The organism is Halomonas sp. I1 (assembly GCF_032334135.1).
In the GTDB taxonomy this organism is placed as follows: Bacteria; Pseudomonadota; Gammaproteobacteria; order Pseudomonadales; family Halomonadaceae; genus Halomonas.
The window spans coordinates 1-16978 of the sequence record NZ_JAVXUS010000023.1 but is presented as its reverse complement, the minus strand read 5'-3'; the positions used below and the strand labels follow the sequence as shown (position 1 = coordinate 16978).

Annotated in this window: 14 protein-coding genes; 13 read left to right on the top strand and 1 reads right to left on the bottom strand. The window is 63.9% G+C overall.

The features are described from left to right. Positions 1-26: 26 nt before the first annotated feature. The 9 genes from murD to lpxC all read left to right on the top strand — a co-directional run bounded on the left by murD (position 27) and on the right by lpxC (position 10533). Positions 27-1415, top strand: a complete 1389-nt coding sequence (gene murD, locus RSO41_RS17010; RefSeq protein WP_315620425.1) for a UDP-N-acetylmuramoyl-L-alanine--D-glutamate ligase — start codon at positions 27-29, stop codon at positions 1413-1415. Beyond that, positions 1412-2602 (top strand): putative lipid II flippase FtsW, encoded by a 1191-nt coding sequence (gene ftsW / locus RSO41_RS17005; protein ID WP_315620424.1) that lies wholly within the window; start codon positions 1412-1414, stop codon positions 2600-2602. Before murD ends, ftsW begins: the two co-directional genes overlap by 4 nt. Further along, entirely contained in the window at positions 2599-3684 is a 1086-nt protein-coding gene (gene murG / locus RSO41_RS17000) for an undecaprenyldiphospho-muramoylpentapeptide beta-N-acetylglucosaminyltransferase (RefSeq protein WP_315620423.1), read from the top strand. The genes ftsW and murG overlap by 4 nt, the downstream gene beginning before the upstream one ends. A gap of 61 nt (positions 3685-3745) precedes the next feature. Continuing rightward, positions 3746-5158: a UDP-N-acetylmuramate--L-alanine ligase gene (murC, locus tag RSO41_RS16995; RefSeq protein ID WP_315620477.1), complete on the top strand. Its 1413-nt coding sequence runs from the start codon at positions 3746-3748 to the stop codon at positions 5156-5158. Continuing rightward, positions 5155-6072 carry a D-alanine--D-alanine ligase gene (locus tag RSO41_RS16990; protein WP_315620421.1) on the top strand — a complete coding sequence of 306 codons (918 nt, stop codon included), beginning with the start codon at positions 5155-5157 and terminating at the stop codon, positions 6070-6072. Before murC ends, RSO41_RS16990 begins: the two co-directional genes overlap by 4 nt. A 1-nt stretch (position 6073) precedes the next feature. Then, complete coding sequence (locus RSO41_RS16985; RefSeq protein ID WP_315620419.1) at positions 6074-6799, top strand: cell division protein FtsQ/DivIB; 726 nt, start codon at positions 6074-6076, stop codon at positions 6797-6799. A 198-nt stretch (positions 6800-6997) separates the two neighbouring features. Further along, positions 6998-8287, top strand: coding sequence for a cell division protein FtsA (gene ftsA, locus RSO41_RS16980; RefSeq protein ID WP_315620418.1), 1290 nt, complete (start codon positions 6998-7000; stop codon positions 8285-8287). A 34-nt stretch (positions 8288-8321) separates the two neighbouring features. Then, on the top strand, positions 8322-9509 hold the full coding sequence (gene ftsZ, locus RSO41_RS16975) for a cell division protein FtsZ (protein WP_315620417.1): 1188 nt from the start codon (positions 8322-8324) through the stop codon (positions 9507-9509). A gap of 112 nt (positions 9510-9621) precedes the next feature. Beyond that, positions 9622-10533, top strand: coding sequence for a UDP-3-O-acyl-N-acetylglucosamine deacetylase (gene lpxC / locus RSO41_RS16970; protein ID WP_315620416.1), 912 nt, complete (start codon positions 9622-9624; stop codon positions 10531-10533). Positions 10534-10620: 87 nt separating this feature from the next. On the opposite strand, the gene RSO41_RS16965 is transcribed toward lpxC, so the two are convergent. Continuing rightward, complete coding sequence (locus RSO41_RS16965; RefSeq protein WP_315620415.1) at positions 10621-11040, bottom strand: DUF721 domain-containing protein; 420 nt, start codon at positions 11038-11040, stop codon at positions 10621-10623. A 144-nt stretch (positions 11041-11184) separates the two neighbouring features. Here RSO41_RS16965 and RSO41_RS16960 point away from each other — a divergent pair, with 144 nt between their 5' ends. The 4 genes from RSO41_RS16960 to RSO41_RS16945 all read left to right on the top strand — a co-directional run bounded on the left by RSO41_RS16960 (position 11185) and on the right by RSO41_RS16945 (position 16843). After that, the gene (locus RSO41_RS16960; RefSeq protein ID WP_315620414.1) at positions 11185-11547 is read left to right on the top strand and encodes a hypothetical protein; all 363 of its coding nucleotides are present in this window, start codon (positions 11185-11187) and stop codon (positions 11545-11547) included. 60 nt (positions 11548-11607) lie between these two features. After that, positions 11608-14331 carry a preprotein translocase subunit SecA gene (secA, locus tag RSO41_RS16955; protein ID WP_315620413.1) on the top strand — a complete coding sequence of 908 codons (2724 nt, stop codon included), beginning with the start codon at positions 11608-11610 and terminating at the stop codon, positions 14329-14331. Between the two features lie 246 nt (positions 14332-14577). Beyond that, positions 14578-15807, top strand: a complete 1230-nt coding sequence (gene argJ, locus RSO41_RS16950) for a bifunctional glutamate N-acetyltransferase/amino-acid acetyltransferase ArgJ (RefSeq protein WP_315620412.1) — start codon at positions 14578-14580, stop codon at positions 15805-15807. A gap of 88 nt (positions 15808-15895) precedes the next feature. Continuing rightward, the gene (locus RSO41_RS16945) at positions 15896-16843 is read left to right on the top strand and encodes a Nudix family hydrolase (RefSeq protein WP_315620476.1); all 948 of its coding nucleotides are present in this window, start codon (positions 15896-15898) and stop codon (positions 16841-16843) included. Positions 16844-16978: the final 135 nt, after the last annotated feature.

The following is a 16978-nucleotide window of genomic DNA, read 5'->3' as shown; positions in this document are numbered from 1 at the left end:
CAAGCCGTTCACGCGAGGAGCCATTCATGGTCAAGGTGCCCAAGGGAGTCACGCTGGTGGTCGGGCTCGGTATCTCGGGGCGTGCCATCTGCCGTCACCTGGAGCGCCTGGGCCGGCCCTTCATGGTGGCCGATACCCGTGAGGCGCCGCCGGGGTTAGATACCTTTCGGGAAGCGCATCCGGGGGTCGAGGTGCATTGCGGCTCGCTGGCCGGTATCGACATGCACGAGGCGCATGAAGTCGTGCTCAGTCCGGGCGTGGACCCTCATCTACCCGAGCTGGCCGCGTTGGCGGGGCGTGTCGGCGAGTCCGGCGACCCGCTGGTGGTGGGCGAAATGGCCTTGTTCACGCGTGCCTGTCGAGCGCCCATTGCCGCCATTACCGGGGCCAATGCCAAGTCCACGGTGACCACCCTGCTGGGCGAGATGGCGGCCGAGGCGGGCTGGCACGTGGCGGTGGGTGGCAACCTGGGGACCGCTGCCCTGGATCTGCTGGCCGAATCGCCCGACGCCGAACTCTATGTGCTGGAGCTGTCGAGCTTCCAGCTCGAGACGACGCCATGGCTCGGTGCCGCGACCGCTGCCTTTCTCAATCTTTCCGAGGACCATCTGGATCGCCATGGTGACATGGCCGGCTATCGTGCCGCCAAGCTCGGTATCTTTCGTGGTGCCGAGCACGCCGTGGTCAATGCCGAGGACTCGCAGACCTGGCCGGCATGCTCGCTGCCGGCGCTCGATCGCTTTTCCTCCCGGATACCCGAATCGGGCGAATGGGGCATTGCGCCCCATGACGATGGCAGTGGACGGCGTGCCTGGCTGATGCATGGCGATACGCCCCTGATGCCGGCCGAATCCCTGCGTCTTCAAGGGCTTCACCATCAGGCCAATGCCCTGGCGGCCTTGGCGATGGGGCATCGTCTGGGGCTGCCGATGTCCGACATGACCCGGGTACTGGGACGTTTCGCCGGGTTGCCGCACCGTTGTGAATGGATCGCCGATATCGAGGGTGTGCGCTGGATCAACGACACCAAGGGCACCAACGTGGGGGCGACCCTGGCCGCCATCGCCGGCATCGGGCCGACCCTTCAGGGGCGCGTGATACTGCTGGCGGGAGGCGTCGGCAAGGGGGCCGACTTCACGCCATTGGCGGCGCCTCTGCGACGATATGGCCGCGAGGCGATTCTCTTCGGGCGTGATGCGGACAAGCTTGAAGCTGCTCTCGAGAATGCTCTGCCCCTGCATCGGGTCGAGGACCTGGCTGCCGCCATGGAACGGGCCGGTGACATCGCGGCGCCGGGCGATTGTGTGCTGTTGTCGCCGGCCTGCGCCAGCCTCGACCAGTTTCCGGACTATCAGGCGCGTGGCGACGCCTTTCGGCAGGCCGTCGAACGACGCTCTGGCAAGGAGGCCACATGAATCGTCTATCCCGTTTGCGAGAACAGTTGTCGACACGGGACCATGTCTGCGATGGCTGGCTGCTGGTCGCTACCTTGTCCTTGCTGTTGATCGGCTGGGTCATGGTCACCTCCGCTTCCACGGAGGTCGCGACCAGTCTCACCGGTAACCCTTGGTACTTCAGCATTCGTCATGGCGTCTTCGTGCTGCTTTCCATGGGCGTTTCGCTGGTGGTCCTGCGCATTCCGCTGGCCTGGTGGAAGGCCAACGGCCCCTTGCTGTTGCTCGTCGGCCTGGCCCTGCTGGCACTCGTCCTGATAGTGGGGCGCGAAGTCAATGGTAGTCGGCGCTGGCTATCGATTCCCGGCATTCCCCTGAATCTGCAGGCCTCGGAGATCGCCAAACTGTGCCTGATCGTCTATCTGGCGGGCTATCTCGAGCGCTTCCTGCCCCAGGTGCGTCGCCAGTGGGGGGCTTTCCTGAGGCCGCTGATGGTGATGGCGGTCATGGGGGTGTTGCTGATCTTCGAGCCGGACTATGGTGCGGTGGTGGTCATGACAGGGTGTGTCATGGGCATGCTGCTGATGGCGGGAGCCCCCTGGGGGCGCTTCCTGCTGTTGATGGGGCTGCTGGCGGCGCTGGGCGCCGTGCTGGCCGTCGCCGAGCCCTACCGGATGGCGCGACTGACCAGCTTCATCGACCCCTGGGCCGACCAATTCGCCAGTGGCTATCAGTTGACCCAGGCGTTGATCGCCTTCGGGCGCGGGGAGTGGTTCGGCACCGGGCTCGGCAACAGCGTGCAGAAGCTGTTCTATCTCCCCGAAGCGCATACCGATTTCGTGTTTGCCGTGCTGGCCGAGGAACTGGGGATGGTAGGCGCTATCGCCGTGATCGGGTTGTTCGCCTTGCTGGTATGGCGTGCCATGGCGGTGGGGCGTCGTGCCGAACTGGCCAGGCGGCCCTTCGCGGCGTATCTCTGCTATGGCATTGCCCTGGTGATCGGCGCCCAGGCGTTCATCAACATTGCGGTGAGCACCGGAATGTTGCCCACCAAGGGGCTGACGTTGCCGCTGCTCAGCTACGGTGGCTCTAGCCTTGTGATCAGTGCCGCCATGGTTGGCATGTTGCTTCGAGCGGATATCGAGACACGACAGGCCAAGCGGCGTGAGCAGCCCACCGCCCCCAGGACAGGAGACGTCCGACCATGAAGGATGACGAGACACGCCGGGTACTGATCATGGCGGGTGGCACCGGCGGGCACGTGATTCCGGCCCTGTCACTGGCTCGCGCGTTGGCCGAACGAGGGGTTGAGGTGCAGTGGCTGGGCAGCCCGAGAGGTATCGAGAATCGTCTGGTGCCCGAGGCCGGTATCCCCCTGCACCGCATCGCGGTGAGCGGCCTGCGTGGCAACGGTGTGGCCGGCTGGCTCGCCGCCCCCTGGCGGTTGGTGCGGGCCGTCTGCCAGGCCCGCCGGGTGGTGCGACATTTTGATCCGCAACTGGTCGTGGGCCTTGGCGGGTTCGCCAGCGGGCCGGGTGGGCTGGCCGCCTGGCTCGACCGTCGCCCCCTGGTGATTCATGAACAGAATGCGGTGGCTGGCCTGACCAACCGTGTATTATCACGGCTGGCCAGGCGGACATTCGCGGCCTTCCCGCAGGCCTTCCCGGGGCGTAGCGAGGTGGTCGGCAACCCGGTGCGGGCCGAGATCGCCGCGCTGGGTGAGCAGCCTCGCGAGGCATCGACAATGCGCGAGCGCCCCCTGCGCCTGCTGGTGATCGGCGGATCGCTGGGGGCTCAGGCCCTGAATCAGCGGCTCCCCGAGGCGCTGGCGACGCTCCCGGTGGAACGCCGTCCCGAGATATGTCACCAGGCGGGCCGTGACAAGGATGAGCCAACCCGGGCAGGCTATGACGAACACGCCGTCGAGGCTCGAGTGCCGGCGTTCATCGATGACATGGCCCAGGCCTACGATTGGGCCGATCTGGTCGTGTGTCGTGCCGGTGCCCTGACGGTAGCTGAGCTTGCGGCGGCCGCGAAGCCGGCACTGTTCGTGCCCTATCCACATGCAGTGGATGACCATCAGACCGCCAACGCCGCGGCGCTGGTGGAGGAGGGGGCGGCGTCGCTGATGCCCCAGGAGGAAATGACCGCAGCGGCGTTGGCCGAACGCCTGGTGACGCTGCTGGATCCCGATACATTGGCCGCCATGGCGTCTCAGGCTCGGCGCTGTGCGCGCCTCGATGCCATGGAACGCCTGGCGGCCGGCTGCATGGAGACAGGTTTTGAGTGACGACAGCCTAGGGCCGGTCCCCGGTCAGTCGCATCCGCCCCGTCATGGGCGTGGGTTGGGAATGCGCCGTATCCGGCGTATTCATTTCGTCGGCATCGGAGGGGCCGGCATGTGCGGTATCGCCGAGGTGCTGGCCAACCAGGGGTATGCGGTTAGCGGCAGTGACCTCAAGCTCTCGCCGGTAGTCATGCGCCTGCGTGAATGCGGCATTGCCGTGGCCATCGGCCATACCGAGGAAAATGCGCGAGATGCCGATGTCGTGGTGGTCTCGACCGCCGTCGACGAGACCAACCCCGAGATTCGCTGGGCCCATGAACACCGGATACCGGTGGTGCGTCGGGCCGAAATGCTCGCCGAGTTGATGCGCTTCCGTCACGGTATCGCCGTAGCCGGCACCCATGGCAAGACGACCACCACCAGCCTGACGGCGACCCTGCTCGGGGAAGGGGGGCTCGATCCGACCTTCGTGATTGGCGGCCGTCTGACCAGTGCCGGCGTCAACGCGCGTCTCGGGGAGGGAGATTATCTGGTGGCCGAGGCCGACGAATCGGATGCCTCTTTCCTGCATCTACAGCCCATGGTCGCCATCGTCACCAACATCGATGCCGATCATATGGCGACCTACGGGGGGGACTTCGAACGCCTCAAGGGCACCTTCATCGAGTTTCTGCACAACCTGCCGTTCTACGGCCTGGCGGTGCTGTGCATCGACGACGCCAACGTTCGGGGGCTGATCGAGCGGGTCAACCGCCAGTTCGTCACCTACGGCTTCAGCGAGGATGCCGATTATCGCCTGGAGGATTTCGTGCAGCATGGGGGCGAGACACGCTTCACCGTGCGTCGTCCCGACGGCCTGGCCCCGCTCACGGTGCAGCTGGCCATGCCCGGTGAACACAATGCCCTGAATGCCATGGCCGCCATCGCGGTAGCCAGTGACGCGGGAGTCGATGACGCGGCCATCCTGCGGGGGCTGGCGGGCTTTGCCGGGGTCGGTCGGCGCTTCCAGGTACATGGTCATTTCGCGGCGCCACGGGGCGAGGGCGAGATCATGCTGGTGGACGACTATGGCCATCATCCCCGGGAAGTGGAAATGGTGATCAAGGCGGTTCGCGACGGCTGGCCCGAGCGTCGCCTGGTCATGGTCTACCAGCCGCATCGCTATTCGCGAACCCGTGACCTTTTCGAGGATTTCGTGCGCGTGCTGGCGGGTGTCGATACGCTGCTGCTGCTGGACGTCTACAGTGCCGGCGAATCGCCGCTTCCGGGAGCCGATGGTCGCACGCTGGCGGGCTCCATCCGCCAGCGTGGCGAGGTCGATCCGATCTTCGTGCAGGACAAGAGCGAGCTGCCGGAGCTGCTGGCCAAGGTGTTGTGTCCCGGTGATATCCTGATCACGCAGGGAGCGGGCGACGTGGGAGGTATCTCCCAGCGGCTGTCCGATGCGCGGCTGGTGCTTGACGAGGTGAACCTATGACGATCGACCATGGACGGGTGGTGGTGCTTTACGGTGGAGACTCCGCCGAGCGGGAGGTGTCGCTGAAGAGCGGTGAGGCCGTCTTGGCGGCTCTCGAGCGCGGCGGTGTGGCGCCGATCGCCTTCGATCCGACCGAGGGCGGGCTGGCTGGCCTCGAGGCCCTGGCCCCGGACCGTGTGTTCATCGCGCTGCATGGCCGAGGTGGCGAGGATGGTACCCTGCAGGGAGCTCTGGAGTTGCTGGGGATCCCTTACACCGGCAGCGGTGTGCTGGCATCGGCACTGGGCATGGACAAGCAGCGTACCAAGCTGGTCTGGCAGGCCATGGGGCTGCCGACGCCGGAATGCGTGATGCTGGACGCCGCCGCCGACTGGAATGCCGTGGTGGAGCGACTCGGACTGCCGCTGATCGTCAAACCGGTGCACGAGGGCTCGACCCTGGGCATCACCATCGTCGATAGTGCCGAGACGCTGGCCGCGGCCTACCGGGATGCGGCTCGCTATGATGCCCGGGTCATGGCCGAGCGCTTCATTCGTGGCGAAGAATATACGGTGTCGTTGCTTGGCGACGAGGCGTTGCCGGCGATTCGAGTGGAAGTGCCGGGTGGTTTCTATGACTACGAAGCCAAATACCTGTCCGATGAAACGCTCTATCACTTGCCATGTGGCTTGTCCGAGGCGGAGGAGAGGACGTTGGCCGGGCTTTGTCGCGAGGCCTTCGAGGCCATCGGCTGCCAGGGCTGGGGGCGTGTCGATGTCATGCGCGATGACCAGGGTCGATTCTGGCTGCTGGAGGTCAATACCGTACCGGGCATGACGGATCACAGTCTGGTGCCCCAGGCCGCGGCTCACGCGGGGGTCGACTTCGATGCCCTGGTGATGCGCATTCTCGCCACTGCCGACCGGAACGGTTGATATGGCGCGCCGCTCCTCGCTCATCGGCCTTCTGTTGCTGGCGCTCTTGCTGGGGGCCGGCAGTCGGGCCCTGTGGCTATGGCTGGATCGTCCCATCGAACGGGTATCGATCCGGGGCGAGCTGCACCATGTCAGTGCCGATTATCTGCGAGACCGCCTGGCGCCGCTCGTCCAGGGGAAGACCTGGCTGTCGGTGGATATCGATGCCATGCGGGACCGGGCCAGGGAAATCGGCTGGCTGCGTGAGGTGAGGCTCCACCGCGAGTGGCCCAATGCCCTGCGCTTCGAACTGGAAGAGCAGGTGCCGGTGGCGCGCTGGAATGATGACCGACTGCTGAATACCCGCGGGGAGCCCTTCGCCTTTGCTCCCGTGACCCCGCCGGAAGGCCTGCCGGACCTGTCCGGTCCCGATGGCAGCGGCGCCGAGGTGCTGGCCTATCATGATCGGCTGGTGTCGCGCTTCGCCGACCAGGGGCTCGATGTACGCCAGCTCCGTCTCGAACCCAGAGGGGCCTGGCGGTTTCAATTGGGTGATGATGTCTGGGTGATGCTGGGGCGAAATCACCGCCCGGGGCGCCTGGAGCGGTTTGAAGCCGCCTGGCGTCGAGAATTGGGCGAATGGGCGTCGCACATTCGCTACATCGACCTTCGTTATCCCAATGGTGTTGCTGTTGCCTGGCATGGTGAAACCGAACCCGTCGAAAGCGATTCCACGGCGGAAGGCTGAAGGGTCTCGTTTACGAATTGTCCGCCCGGCGTGACCCGGGGGGATTCCTTTAATGCAAAAATAACCGTATCGTTAAGGTCCATTTTTCGGTTATGGGCTGGTGGAACGGCGCGAGTTGTTCCTATAATTAGTCCAGATTTTTTTGTGACAAACATGCATTTCCCCTAGCGGGTCTGGCTCGAGGAGAATTCCCGGCTCATGGCAGGTCCATCCAATGTGTCCAATATGGTAGTCGGGCTGGATATCGGAACATCCAAGGTCGTGGCGATCGTCGGTCAGCCCACTGACGATGGCGGAATCGAAATTGCCGGTATCGGCTCCCATCCCTCTCGTGGAATGAAGAAGGGGGTGGTGATCAATATCGAGTCCACGGTGCAGTCGATCCAGCGCGCCGTGGAAGAAGCCGAACTGATGGCCGGTTGTGATATTCATTCCGTGTATGTGGGAATCGCCGGGAGCCATATCAGCTCGATGAATTCCGATGGCGTGGTGGCGATCAAGGAGCGCGAAGTCGCCTCCTCCGATATCGATCGCGTCATCGATTCGGCCCGTGCTCGGGCCATTTCCGAGGGGCAGCGCGTTCTGCATGTACTGCCTCAGGAATTCGCCATCGACACCCAGGGCGGCATCCGCGAGCCCCTGGGCATGTCCGGTGTGCGCCTCGAGGCGCGAGTGCACCTGGTTACCGCGGCACTCAATGCGGTGCAGAACATCGAAAAATGTGTGCGTCGTTGCGGGCTCGACGTGGATGCCATCATCCTCGAACAGTTGGCATCCAGCCATGCCGTACTGACCGAGGATGAGCGAGAGCTCGGTGTCTGCGTGGTGGATATCGGTGGCGGCACGACCGATATCGCGGTGTTTACCGAGGGAGCCATCCGCCACACCGCGGTGATTCCCATCGCCGGTGACCAGGTCACCAACGACATCGCCATGGCGCTGCGTACACCGACCCAGCATGCCGAGGAAATCAAGGTCAAGTATGCCTGTGCACTGACACAGCTGGCGTCCAGCGACGAAATGATCAAGGTCCCGAGTGTCGGCGACCGAGCGGCGCGAGACTTGTCGCGACAGTCGCTGGCCGAGGTGGTCGAGCCACGTTACGAGGAACTTTTCACCTTGATACGTGACGAACTGCGGCGCAGCGGCTATGAGGACCTGGTAGCAGCCGGCGTGGTACTGACCGGTGGCACGGCGCGCATGGAAGGCGTCGTCGAGCTGGCCGAAGAGATCTTCCACATGCCGGTGCGAATCGCCTGCCCGCAGAATGTCCGTGGGCTCGCCGATGTGGTGCGCAATCCGATTTATTCGACGGGGGTCGGTTTGCTACATTACGCTCTGAATGAGACCCGTCAGGGGCTCGGCCATCAGGAGCGCGATGGCGGCATCTCGGCGCAACCGAGACGCGGTGACGTCTCCCGGCGTGGACCAGAGGAAGGGACTCCGGCGCTGGTAAGGCTCAAGAGCTGGTTCAAAGGAAATTTCTGACAGGGCCGCCCAGGCGGTCCAGGAGACGGGGCTAATGTTCGAACTCGTGGATAGCGCACCTTCAAGCAGTGCGGTTATCAAGGTGATCGGTGTCGGTGGCGGCGGTGGCAATGCCGTCAACCACATGGTCGAGAGCAGCATCGAGGGCGTGGAGTTCATCTGCGCCAACACCGATGCCCAGGCGCTGAAGAGCGTGGCGGCCAAGACCGTTCTCCAGCTTGGCAGCGAGATCACCAAGGGCCTGGGGGCTGGTGCCAGCCCCGAGGTCGGTCGTCAGGCAGCCATGGAGGATCGCGAACGCATTGCCGAGTTGCTCGGCGGTGCCGACATGGTCTTCATTACGGCCGGCATGGGGGGAGGTACCGGGACCGGTGGTGCGCCGGTGGTGGCGCAGGTCGCCAAGGAGCTCGGTATTCTCACTGTCGCGGTGGTGACGCGCCCCTTCCCCTTCGAAGGGCCCAAGCGCATGCGGGCCGCCGAGGAAGGCATGAAGGAGCTCTCCGAGCATGTCGACTCGCTGATCACCATCCCCAACGAGAAGCTGCTGTCGGTGCTGGGCAAGAGTGCGACGCTGCTGACCGCCTTCAGTGCTGCCAATGACGTCCTGCTCGGTGCCGTTCAGGGCATCGCCGAGTTGATCACCAGCCCCGGTATCATCAACGTCGACTTTGCCGACGTGCGTACCGTGATGTCCGAGATGGGCATGGCAATGATGGGGACGGGCGGTGCCACTGGCGAGAATCGTGCCCGGGAAGCTGCCGAGAAGGCCATTCGCAGTCCTCTGCTCGAGGACATCGATCTGCACGGCGCCCGGGGGATCCTGGTCAATATCACTGCCGGTCCGGACCTTTCCATCGGGGAGTTCAACGATGTGGGGGCCACGGTCCAGGAGTTTGCTTCGCAGGATGCGACCATCGTCGTCGGCACGTCCATCGACATGGAAATGAGTGACGAGCTGCGCGTCACCGTGGTCGCGGCCGGTCTGGATGGTCAGCGCCAGGCACCACCGTCGGCAAGCCGTGAGGCGACGCGTCGTAGCGATGCGGCTGCGGTTCGCCAGCAGGCCGCTGCCAGCCGGGCCCATCAGAATCGTTCTGCTGCCGCGTCCAAGCCCGAGCCGCAGGAGTCACCGCGTTCGCAGCCGCAGTCGGAAACGCGCAAGTCCCAGGAGCTGGATGACTATCTGGACATTCCGGCCTTCCTGCGTCGCCAGGCCGATTGACGCGGTTGATTGTTCGCTTGGGCAGTGGTCGATGATGATATTTTTGTTGAAACGTTCGTTCGGTGTTATAGTGAACGGTGTTTGATAATCAACGACTGCCTGGCGAACGCCCATGATTAGACAACGCACGCTCAAGAATGTCATTCGCGCCACTGGCGTCGGCCTGCATTCGGGCAAGAAGGTCTACCTGACCTTGCGCCCTGCACCCGTCGACACTGGCATCGTCTTCGTGCGCACCGACCTGGAGCCTGAAGTACAGATTCCGGCCCGTGCCGAGAACGTCACCGACACGACCCTGTGCACGGCCCTGTCGCAGGACGGTGTCAAGGTGGCGACCGTCGAGCACCTGATGTCCGCCCTGGCGGGTCTTGGCATCGACAACGCCTATGTCGATGTCAGTGCGCCCGAGGTGCCGATCATGGATGGTAGTGCCGGCCCCTTCGTCTTCCTCATCCAATCGGCGGGCATCGCCGAACAGGAAGCGCCGAAGCAGTTCATTCGCATCAAGCGTGAAGTCGTGGTTCGCGAGGGCGACAAGGAAGCGATCTTCCTTCCCCACCAGGGCTTCAAGGTGTCCTTCGCCATCGACTTCGACCACCCGGTGTTCGAGGAGCAGAAGCAGACCGCCGCGGTCGACTTCTCCACGACGTCCTTCGTCAAGGAGGTGTCCCGCGCCCGTACCTTCGGTTTCATGCGCGATCTCGAGCACCTGCGTTCGAACAATCTGGCGTTGGGCGGCAGTCTCGACAACGCCATCGTGGTCGATGATTATCGAATCGTGAATGAAGGCGGATTGCGCTATGACGACGAGTTCGTCAAGCACAAGGTGCTGGATGCCATCGGCGATCTCTACCAGCTGGGCCATAGCCTGATCGGCGAGTTCCGTGGCGTGAAGTCCGGCCATGCGCTCAACAACCAGTTGTGTCGCGCCCTGATTGCCAATCCCCAGGCCTGGGAAATCGTCACGTTCGAGGACGATGCCCAGAAAGCCCCGATCTCCTATGCGGCGCCCGCCATGGCCTGACGCCGCCCCGGTACGTCGTTGCAGTGCAGTCCTTGACCGCCGCCCTCGCAGGGCGGCGGTTTCGTATAGGCGCAGCGTGGGCAGGGATCAGCTTTCCGCGTGCGAGGCGAGGCGCTCCAGGGCGCGCTTCAAGCGCGGGTCATCGACATCGGCGGCGCAACTGGATAGTTCGTCGGCTGCGCGGGCGGGGAGGTGGCGCGTCTGGCGTATCGGTGCCTTCGGCGGGCGCACCGGCCTGACCTTGAGGTCGAAGCCGCTTACCGCTTCGAAGCCGGTGAGCTCGTGGAGTCGCTTCAGCAGTCGCGGCTGCTCATAGCGGAGTCTCGTCAACCAGGTGGCGCGATCGGTGATCAGGGTCAGACGACCCTGTCGGAAACCGCCGACGTAAAGGTGCTCGCCGAGCTCGGCGGGAAGCTGAGCTCGTAGATGCGCCTGGGCACGCTCGATCAACCGTGCCGTGCGCATCAATGAGCCCAGCTCGCCTTGCCCTTCCAGGAGGCGTGACATGGGCTGTGCTCGGAACCGCTTAACCTTTATACTCATCAGCTTGATTCTCGGGGGTATCCCCTGACGTGATTCCAGGTCGTCGTGCCGGACGACGGCGACCGTTCGACAGCCAGAGCCTAGCACGCACGGGAGTTTCTCGACAGCATGGCCACTCTCTCCGCGGACATTCGCGCCTCTTCGGCGCCGTCGCGACGCCCCCGGGGGGCGCCGGCGCGTTGGTGGCTGGCCGGATTGCTGGTGAGCTGTCTGTTGCCGGCGGGGCTCTCGCAGACCGAGTGGCGTCCCGTCGAACGCGTCGTGCAGATGTGCATCCTGGCGCCGGCCTTGATTCGTGCCAGCTCGCAACTCCAGGCGAAACGTCGATCGCGTCGTCACTGGCCGACTCGCGTGGCGCCTTATCGTCCGGCCGGGCAGCCTCGGCCACTGGTCCGCCGTGCGCCACTAAGGGCCGTCGCCGCCCATGATGTCCTGACCCGCCGTGGCCCGCCATCCACCGTGCCGGGATGAGCGACGAAGCGGCCGAGCCCGAGGGCCGGCCGGATGCCATATGTAGTGACAGGACCCTTCATGATCAACAACCTGCTACGCAAGGTCGTCGGTTCCAAGAACGACCGCGAAGTCAAGCGCATGAACCGTATGGTGACGCGTGTCAATGCGCTGGAGACGGAATACGAGGGCCTCGATGACGAGACTCTCAAGTCGCGGACCGAGGTGTTCCGCGAGCGGCTGAACAACGGGGAAACGCTGGACGCCCTGCTGCCCGAGGCCTTCGCCACGGTTCGTGAGGCCAGCAAGCGTGTCATGGGCATGCGTCATTTCGATGTGCAGATGGTGGGGGGGATCACCCTGCACAATGGTCGCATCGCTGAGATGAAGACCGGCGAGGGCAAGACCCTGGTCGCGACCCTGGCGGTCTATCTCAATGCCTTGCCCGCCAGGGGCGTGCACGTGGTGACGGTGAACGACTATCTGGCATGCCGGGATGCAGACTGGATGCGTCCTCTGTATGAAGGGCTCGGCCTGACGGTAGGGACCATCTATGCCGGTCAGAGCCCCGAGGAAAAGCGCCGTGCCTATGGCTGCGACATTACCTACGGGACCAACAACGAGTTCGGTTTCGATTACCTGCGCGACAACATGGCCTTCTCGTTGGAGGACAAGGTCCAGCGCGACCTGCACTTTGCCATCGTCGACGAGGTGGATTCGATCCTGATCGACGAAGCGCGGACCCCCTTGATCATCTCCGGGGCCGTGGACGAGAACACCGAGCTTTATCGGGTCGTCGACCGCCTGGCCACTGGGCTGACGCCGTGCAGTGACGAGGAAGACCCGGAAAGCGGTGACTTCACGCTGGACGAGAAGCAGAAGCAGGTAGAGCTCACCGAGGGCGGACACCACCGGGTCGAGGAACTGATGCGGTCCGAGGGGCTGCTGGGTGCCGAGGACTCGCTCTACGCGGCTCAGAACCTCAACCTGCTGCAGCATATGCATTCGGCCTTGCGTGCCCGCCACCTCTACCATCGCGACGTCGATTACATCGTCAACGACGGTCAGGTCGTGATCGTCGATGAGCACACCGGACGCAGCATGCCGGGACGCCGCTGGTCGGAAGGACTGCACCAGGCTGTGGAGGCCAAGGAAGGCGTGACCGTTCAGCGCGAGAGTCAGACGCTGGCCTCGACGACCTTCCAGAACTATTTCCGCCTCTACGACAAGCTGTCCGGCATGACCGGCACCGCTGACACCGAGGCCTTCGAGTTTCGCCAGATCTACGGGCTCGATGTCGTGGTGATCCCGACCAATCGCCCGCTGATCCGCAAGGACCACAACGACCTGGTCTATCTGAGCGCCGAGGAGAAATTCGACGCCATCATCGAGGACGTCAAGGAGCAGACCGAGAACGGTCGGCCGGTCCTGGTCGGTACCGCCTCCATCGAAACCTCTGAATATCTGGCCGAGCTGATGCGCAAGGCCCGGCTCGACTTCAACGTGCTCAATGCCAAGCAGCACCAGAGCGAGGCCGAGATCATCGCTCAGGCCGGCAGGCCGGGGGCGATCACCATCGCCACCAACATGGCGGGCCGCGGCACCGACATCGTGCTGGGTGGCAACTGGGAGGCCGAGGCCGCCAAGCTGGAGTCGCCCGACGAGGCGCAGCTCGAGCGTCTCAAGAGCGAGTGGCAGGCGCGTCACGAGGCGGTGCTGGCTGCCGGCGGACTGCATGTGATCGGTTCCGAACGGCATGAGTCGCGGCGCATCGACAACCAGTTGCGCGGCCGTTCCGGTCGCCAGGGTGACCCGGGCTCGACCCGTTTCTTCCTGTCCCTGGAAGACAGCTTGATGCGCCTGTTCGGTTCCGATCGCGTACAGCGTCTGATGCAGGCCATGGGGCTGGAAAAGGGCGAGGCCATCGAACACAAGATGGTCTCCAATGCCGTCGAGCGGGCTCAGAAGAAGGTCGAAGGACGCAACTTCGATATCCGCAAGCAGCTGCTCGAATATGACGATGTGGCCAACGACCAGCGTCGCGTGATCTATGAACAGCGCAATGACATTCTCGGCGCCGAGGATGTCTCCGAGAATGTCATTGGCATTCGCGAAGAGGTGCTGAACGAGGCTGTCAGCAGCTTCGTGCCGCCCCAGAGCCTGCCGGAGCAGTGGGACCTGGCGGGCCTCGAGGCGCATCTCAAGAGCGAGTTCAACCTCGATGCGCCAGTGGTGGAGTGGTCCGAGAACGACGAGCGCTTCCATGAAGAGCAACTGCGCGAACGTCTCCAGGCCATGCATCGCGAGGCCTACGAGGAAAAGGTCGAGGTCGCAGGTCCCGAATTGATGCGACGTTTCGAGAAGCAGGTCATGCTGCAGGTGCTGGATACCCGTTGGAAGGAACACCTGCAGTCCATGGACCATCTGCGTCGGGGCATTCACCTGCGTGGTTATGCGCAGAAGAATCCGAAGCAGGAATACAAGCGCGAGTCCTTCGAGCTCTTCCAGTTGCTGCTCACCAACATCAAGGCCGATGTCACGCGTATTCTCAGCCACGTCAAGGTGCGTCGTCCCGAGGAAGTGGAAGAGCTGGAGCGCCAGCGTCGAGAATCGCTCGAGCGAGAGCAGGCGGCATCCGCCAATCGTCGTGACGATGGCGAAGACGACTCGCAGGAAGCGTCGGAACCCGCAGCAGGCAGCGATGGCCGTCCGGCACGGCGTGAAGGGCCCAAGATCGGGCGCAATGATCCTTGTCCTTGTGGGTCGGGGAAGAAATTCAAGCAGTGCTGCGGCAAGCTGAGTTAATGGCCACGAGGCCCGAGCGACGAGATACGAGCTACGAGATACGAGCTACGAGATACGAGATACGAGCTACGAGATACGAGCTACGAGCTACGAGATACGAGATACGAGATACGAGATACGAGATACGAGATACGAACCCCGAAAACCCAGCTCGAAGCTCGACACTCGAGGCTCGCAGCTCGAAGCTCGAAGCTCGACACTCGAAGCTCGAAGCTCGAAGCGCAACTGGACACAGGAGAACTCGCCATGGCGGTGGGTGAATCACATTTCCCGGTAATGCCCTGTATCGAAGGGTTGCGGCTGGGCACGGCGATGTCGGGCATCAAGACGGCGAATCGCCGTGATCTGGTGGTGATCGAGGTGCCGGAAGGCGCCTCGGTATCCGGCACCTTTACGCGCAATGCCTTTTGTGCGGCGCCGGTGACGGTGGCCCGGGAGCATCTGGCGGCCTGTGCCACTCGCGGAGCCGCGCCGCGTTACCTGGTGATCAATACCGGCAATGCCAATGCCGGCACCGGAGAGGTCGGTCTGCATGATGCCCGGGCCACCTGTGCGGAGCTGGCGGGGCTCGTCGATGTGGAGGCAACGTCGGTATTGCCGTTTTCCACCGGCGTGATCGGCGAGACACTGCCCATGGAGCGCCTGCTGGCGGGGCTTCCCGAGGCAGTTCGTGCCCTGGACGACGGTCCCGAGGGCTGGAGCGCGGCTGGAGAGGGAATCCTCACCACCGATACCCGCTCCAAGGGAGCCAGCGTCACGGTGCCACTGGGTGACGAGACCATCACCATCAATGGCATTAGCAAGGGCTCGGGCATGATCAAGCCCAACATGGCGACCATGCTGGGCTTCGTGGCCACCGATGCGGCCATCGCGCCGACCGTGCTGGATGAGGCGTTGCGCGAGGCGGTGGCGCATTCCTTCAACTGCATCACCGTGGATGGTGACACCTCCACCAATGATGCCTGCATGCTGATCGCCACGGGCCGTGGCGCGGCGGTGAATGACGCCCATCGCCTGGCCGCGTTCCGCGATGGTCTGCAGCGGGTGATGAACGAACTGGCGCAGGCCATCGTGCGCGATGGTGAAGGAGCGACCAAGTTCGTCACCCTCCAGGTGGATGGCGCGGTGACCCGCGACGAGGCACTGGATGTTGCCTTCACGGTGGCGCATTCGCCGCTGGTCAAGACGGCGCTGGCCGCCAGTGATGCCAACTGGGGGCGGATCCTCGCCGCTGTCGGGCGAGCCCCGGTGGCGGACTTCGATGTGTCCCGGGTCACCATCGATCTCGGTGGTGTGCGTCTGGTCGAGCAGGGCGGCCGCGCCCCGGGCTATACCGAGGAAGCCGGCAGCGAGGTCATGGCCCAGGAGGAAATCGGTATTCGCATCGATCTGGGACGTGGGGATCGCGGTGCCACCGTATGGACCACGGACCTGACGCGGGAATACGTCGCCATCAACGCCGACTACCGTAGCTGAGCGGGCGGGCGACAGCGCCCGCGAATCGATAGCCCCATAGCAATCCCCGTCATGAGCGACGGGAACGTTGGAAAGGTAAATGAACGCAATGGTGAAAAGAAGGGTGCATGTGGCGGCTGCCGCCATCATCAGCGCCGATGGTCGTGAGGTATTGCTTGCCCGGCGACCGTCCAATGTGGATCAAGGCGGCCTCTGGGAGTTTCCCGGCGGCAAGCTGGCACCCTACGAGACTGGCCTGGAAGCGCTGAAACGCGAGCTGCACGAGGAGCTGGGCGTGGAGATCCGTCGTGCCCAGCCGTTGATCCGTATCCATCATGAGTATGCCGACAAGCATGTGCTGCTGGATGTCTGGCAGGTACATGACTTTGCCGGAGAGCCCTTCGGGCGCGAGGGTCAGGCAGTTCGCTGGGTACCCATGAAGGAGTTGCATGGCTATCCGTTCCCTGCCGCCAACCTGCCGATCCTGCGTGCGGTAATGCTGCCGACCGAGTACCTGATCAGCGCCGAAGAAGAGGACGAGGACGTTTTCCTGACGCGCCTGGAGCGGGCCATGCGCGAGGACGGGGTGCGCCTGGTGCAACTGCGTGCCAAGACGCTGGATGAAGACGCCTATGTGGCCAGGGCCGAGCAGGCACTGGCCGTGTGTCGGCGCTTCGAGGCGCGCTTGATGCTCAATGGTGAGCCGAGTCTGCTGGAGCGGGTGGACGCCGATGGCATCCACCTGACCAGTGAGCGGTTGATGAGCCTGGAGCGGCGCCCGATCAGCGAGGACAAATGGCTCGCGGCCTCGACCCATGATCACGGGCAACTGGCGCAGGCTCACCGAATCGGCTGCGACTTCGTCACCCTCTCGCCATTGCGTACCACCCCCTCGCACCCCGAGGTGGCACCGATCGGTTGGCACGATTTCCAGCAGCTCGTCGAGCACGCCGGCATGCCGGTCTTCGCGCTGGGCGGCATGACGCGCCATGATGCCAATCACGCCCGTGCCGTCGGGGCCCAGGGCATCGCCTCGATCCGCGATTTCTGGAAGTAGCCGGCAACCGGGCTTCGCCCGGCCCGGCTGCGCCGGGAGCTGTAACCGGGCTTCGCCCGGAGCTGTAAGCTATAAGCTTTAAGCTGTAAGAAAAAACAAAAAAACCTTGTTCCCGGAAGCTTCGGGGGTATTCTC

Bases quoted from the DNA above. Each gene is read 5' to 3' on its own strand.
- murD (WP_315620425.1), top strand. From the start codon at position 27: ATGGTCAAGGTGCCCAAGGGAGTCACGCTGGTGGTCGGGCTCGGTATC.
- ftsW (WP_315620424.1), top strand. From the start codon at position 1,412: ATGAATCGTCTATCCCGTTTGCGAGAACAGTTGTCGACACGGGACCAT.
- murG (WP_315620423.1), top strand. From the start codon at position 2,599: ATGAAGGATGACGAGACACGCCGGGTACTGATCATGGCGGGTGGCACC.
- murC (WP_315620477.1), top strand. From the start codon at position 3,746: ATGCGCCGTATCCGGCGTATTCATTTCGTCGGCATCGGAGGGGCCGGC.
- RSO41_RS16990 (WP_315620421.1), top strand. From the start codon at position 5,155: ATGACGATCGACCATGGACGGGTGGTGGTGCTTTACGGTGGAGACTCC.
- RSO41_RS16985 (WP_315620419.1), top strand. From the start codon at position 6,074: ATGGCGCGCCGCTCCTCGCTCATCGGCCTTCTGTTGCTGGCGCTCTTG.
- ftsA (WP_315620418.1), top strand. From the start codon at position 6,998: ATGGCAGGTCCATCCAATGTGTCCAATATGGTAGTCGGGCTGGATATC.
- ftsZ (WP_315620417.1), top strand. From the start codon at position 8,322: ATGTTCGAACTCGTGGATAGCGCACCTTCAAGCAGTGCGGTTATCAAG.
- lpxC (WP_315620416.1), top strand. From the start codon at position 9,622: ATGATTAGACAACGCACGCTCAAGAATGTCATTCGCGCCACTGGCGTC.
- RSO41_RS16965 (WP_315620415.1), bottom strand. From the start codon at position 11,040: ATGTCACGCCTCCTGGAAGGGCAAGGCGAGCTGGGCTCATTGATGCGC.
- RSO41_RS16960 (WP_315620414.1), top strand. From the start codon at position 11,185: ATGGCCACTCTCTCCGCGGACATTCGCGCCTCTTCGGCGCCGTCGCGA.
- secA (WP_315620413.1), top strand. From the start codon at position 11,608: ATGATCAACAACCTGCTACGCAAGGTCGTCGGTTCCAAGAACGACCGC.
- argJ (WP_315620412.1), top strand. From the start codon at position 14,578: ATGGCGGTGGGTGAATCACATTTCCCGGTAATGCCCTGTATCGAAGGG.
- RSO41_RS16945 (WP_315620476.1), top strand. From the start codon at position 15,896: ATGGTGAAAAGAAGGGTGCATGTGGCGGCTGCCGCCATCATCAGCGCC.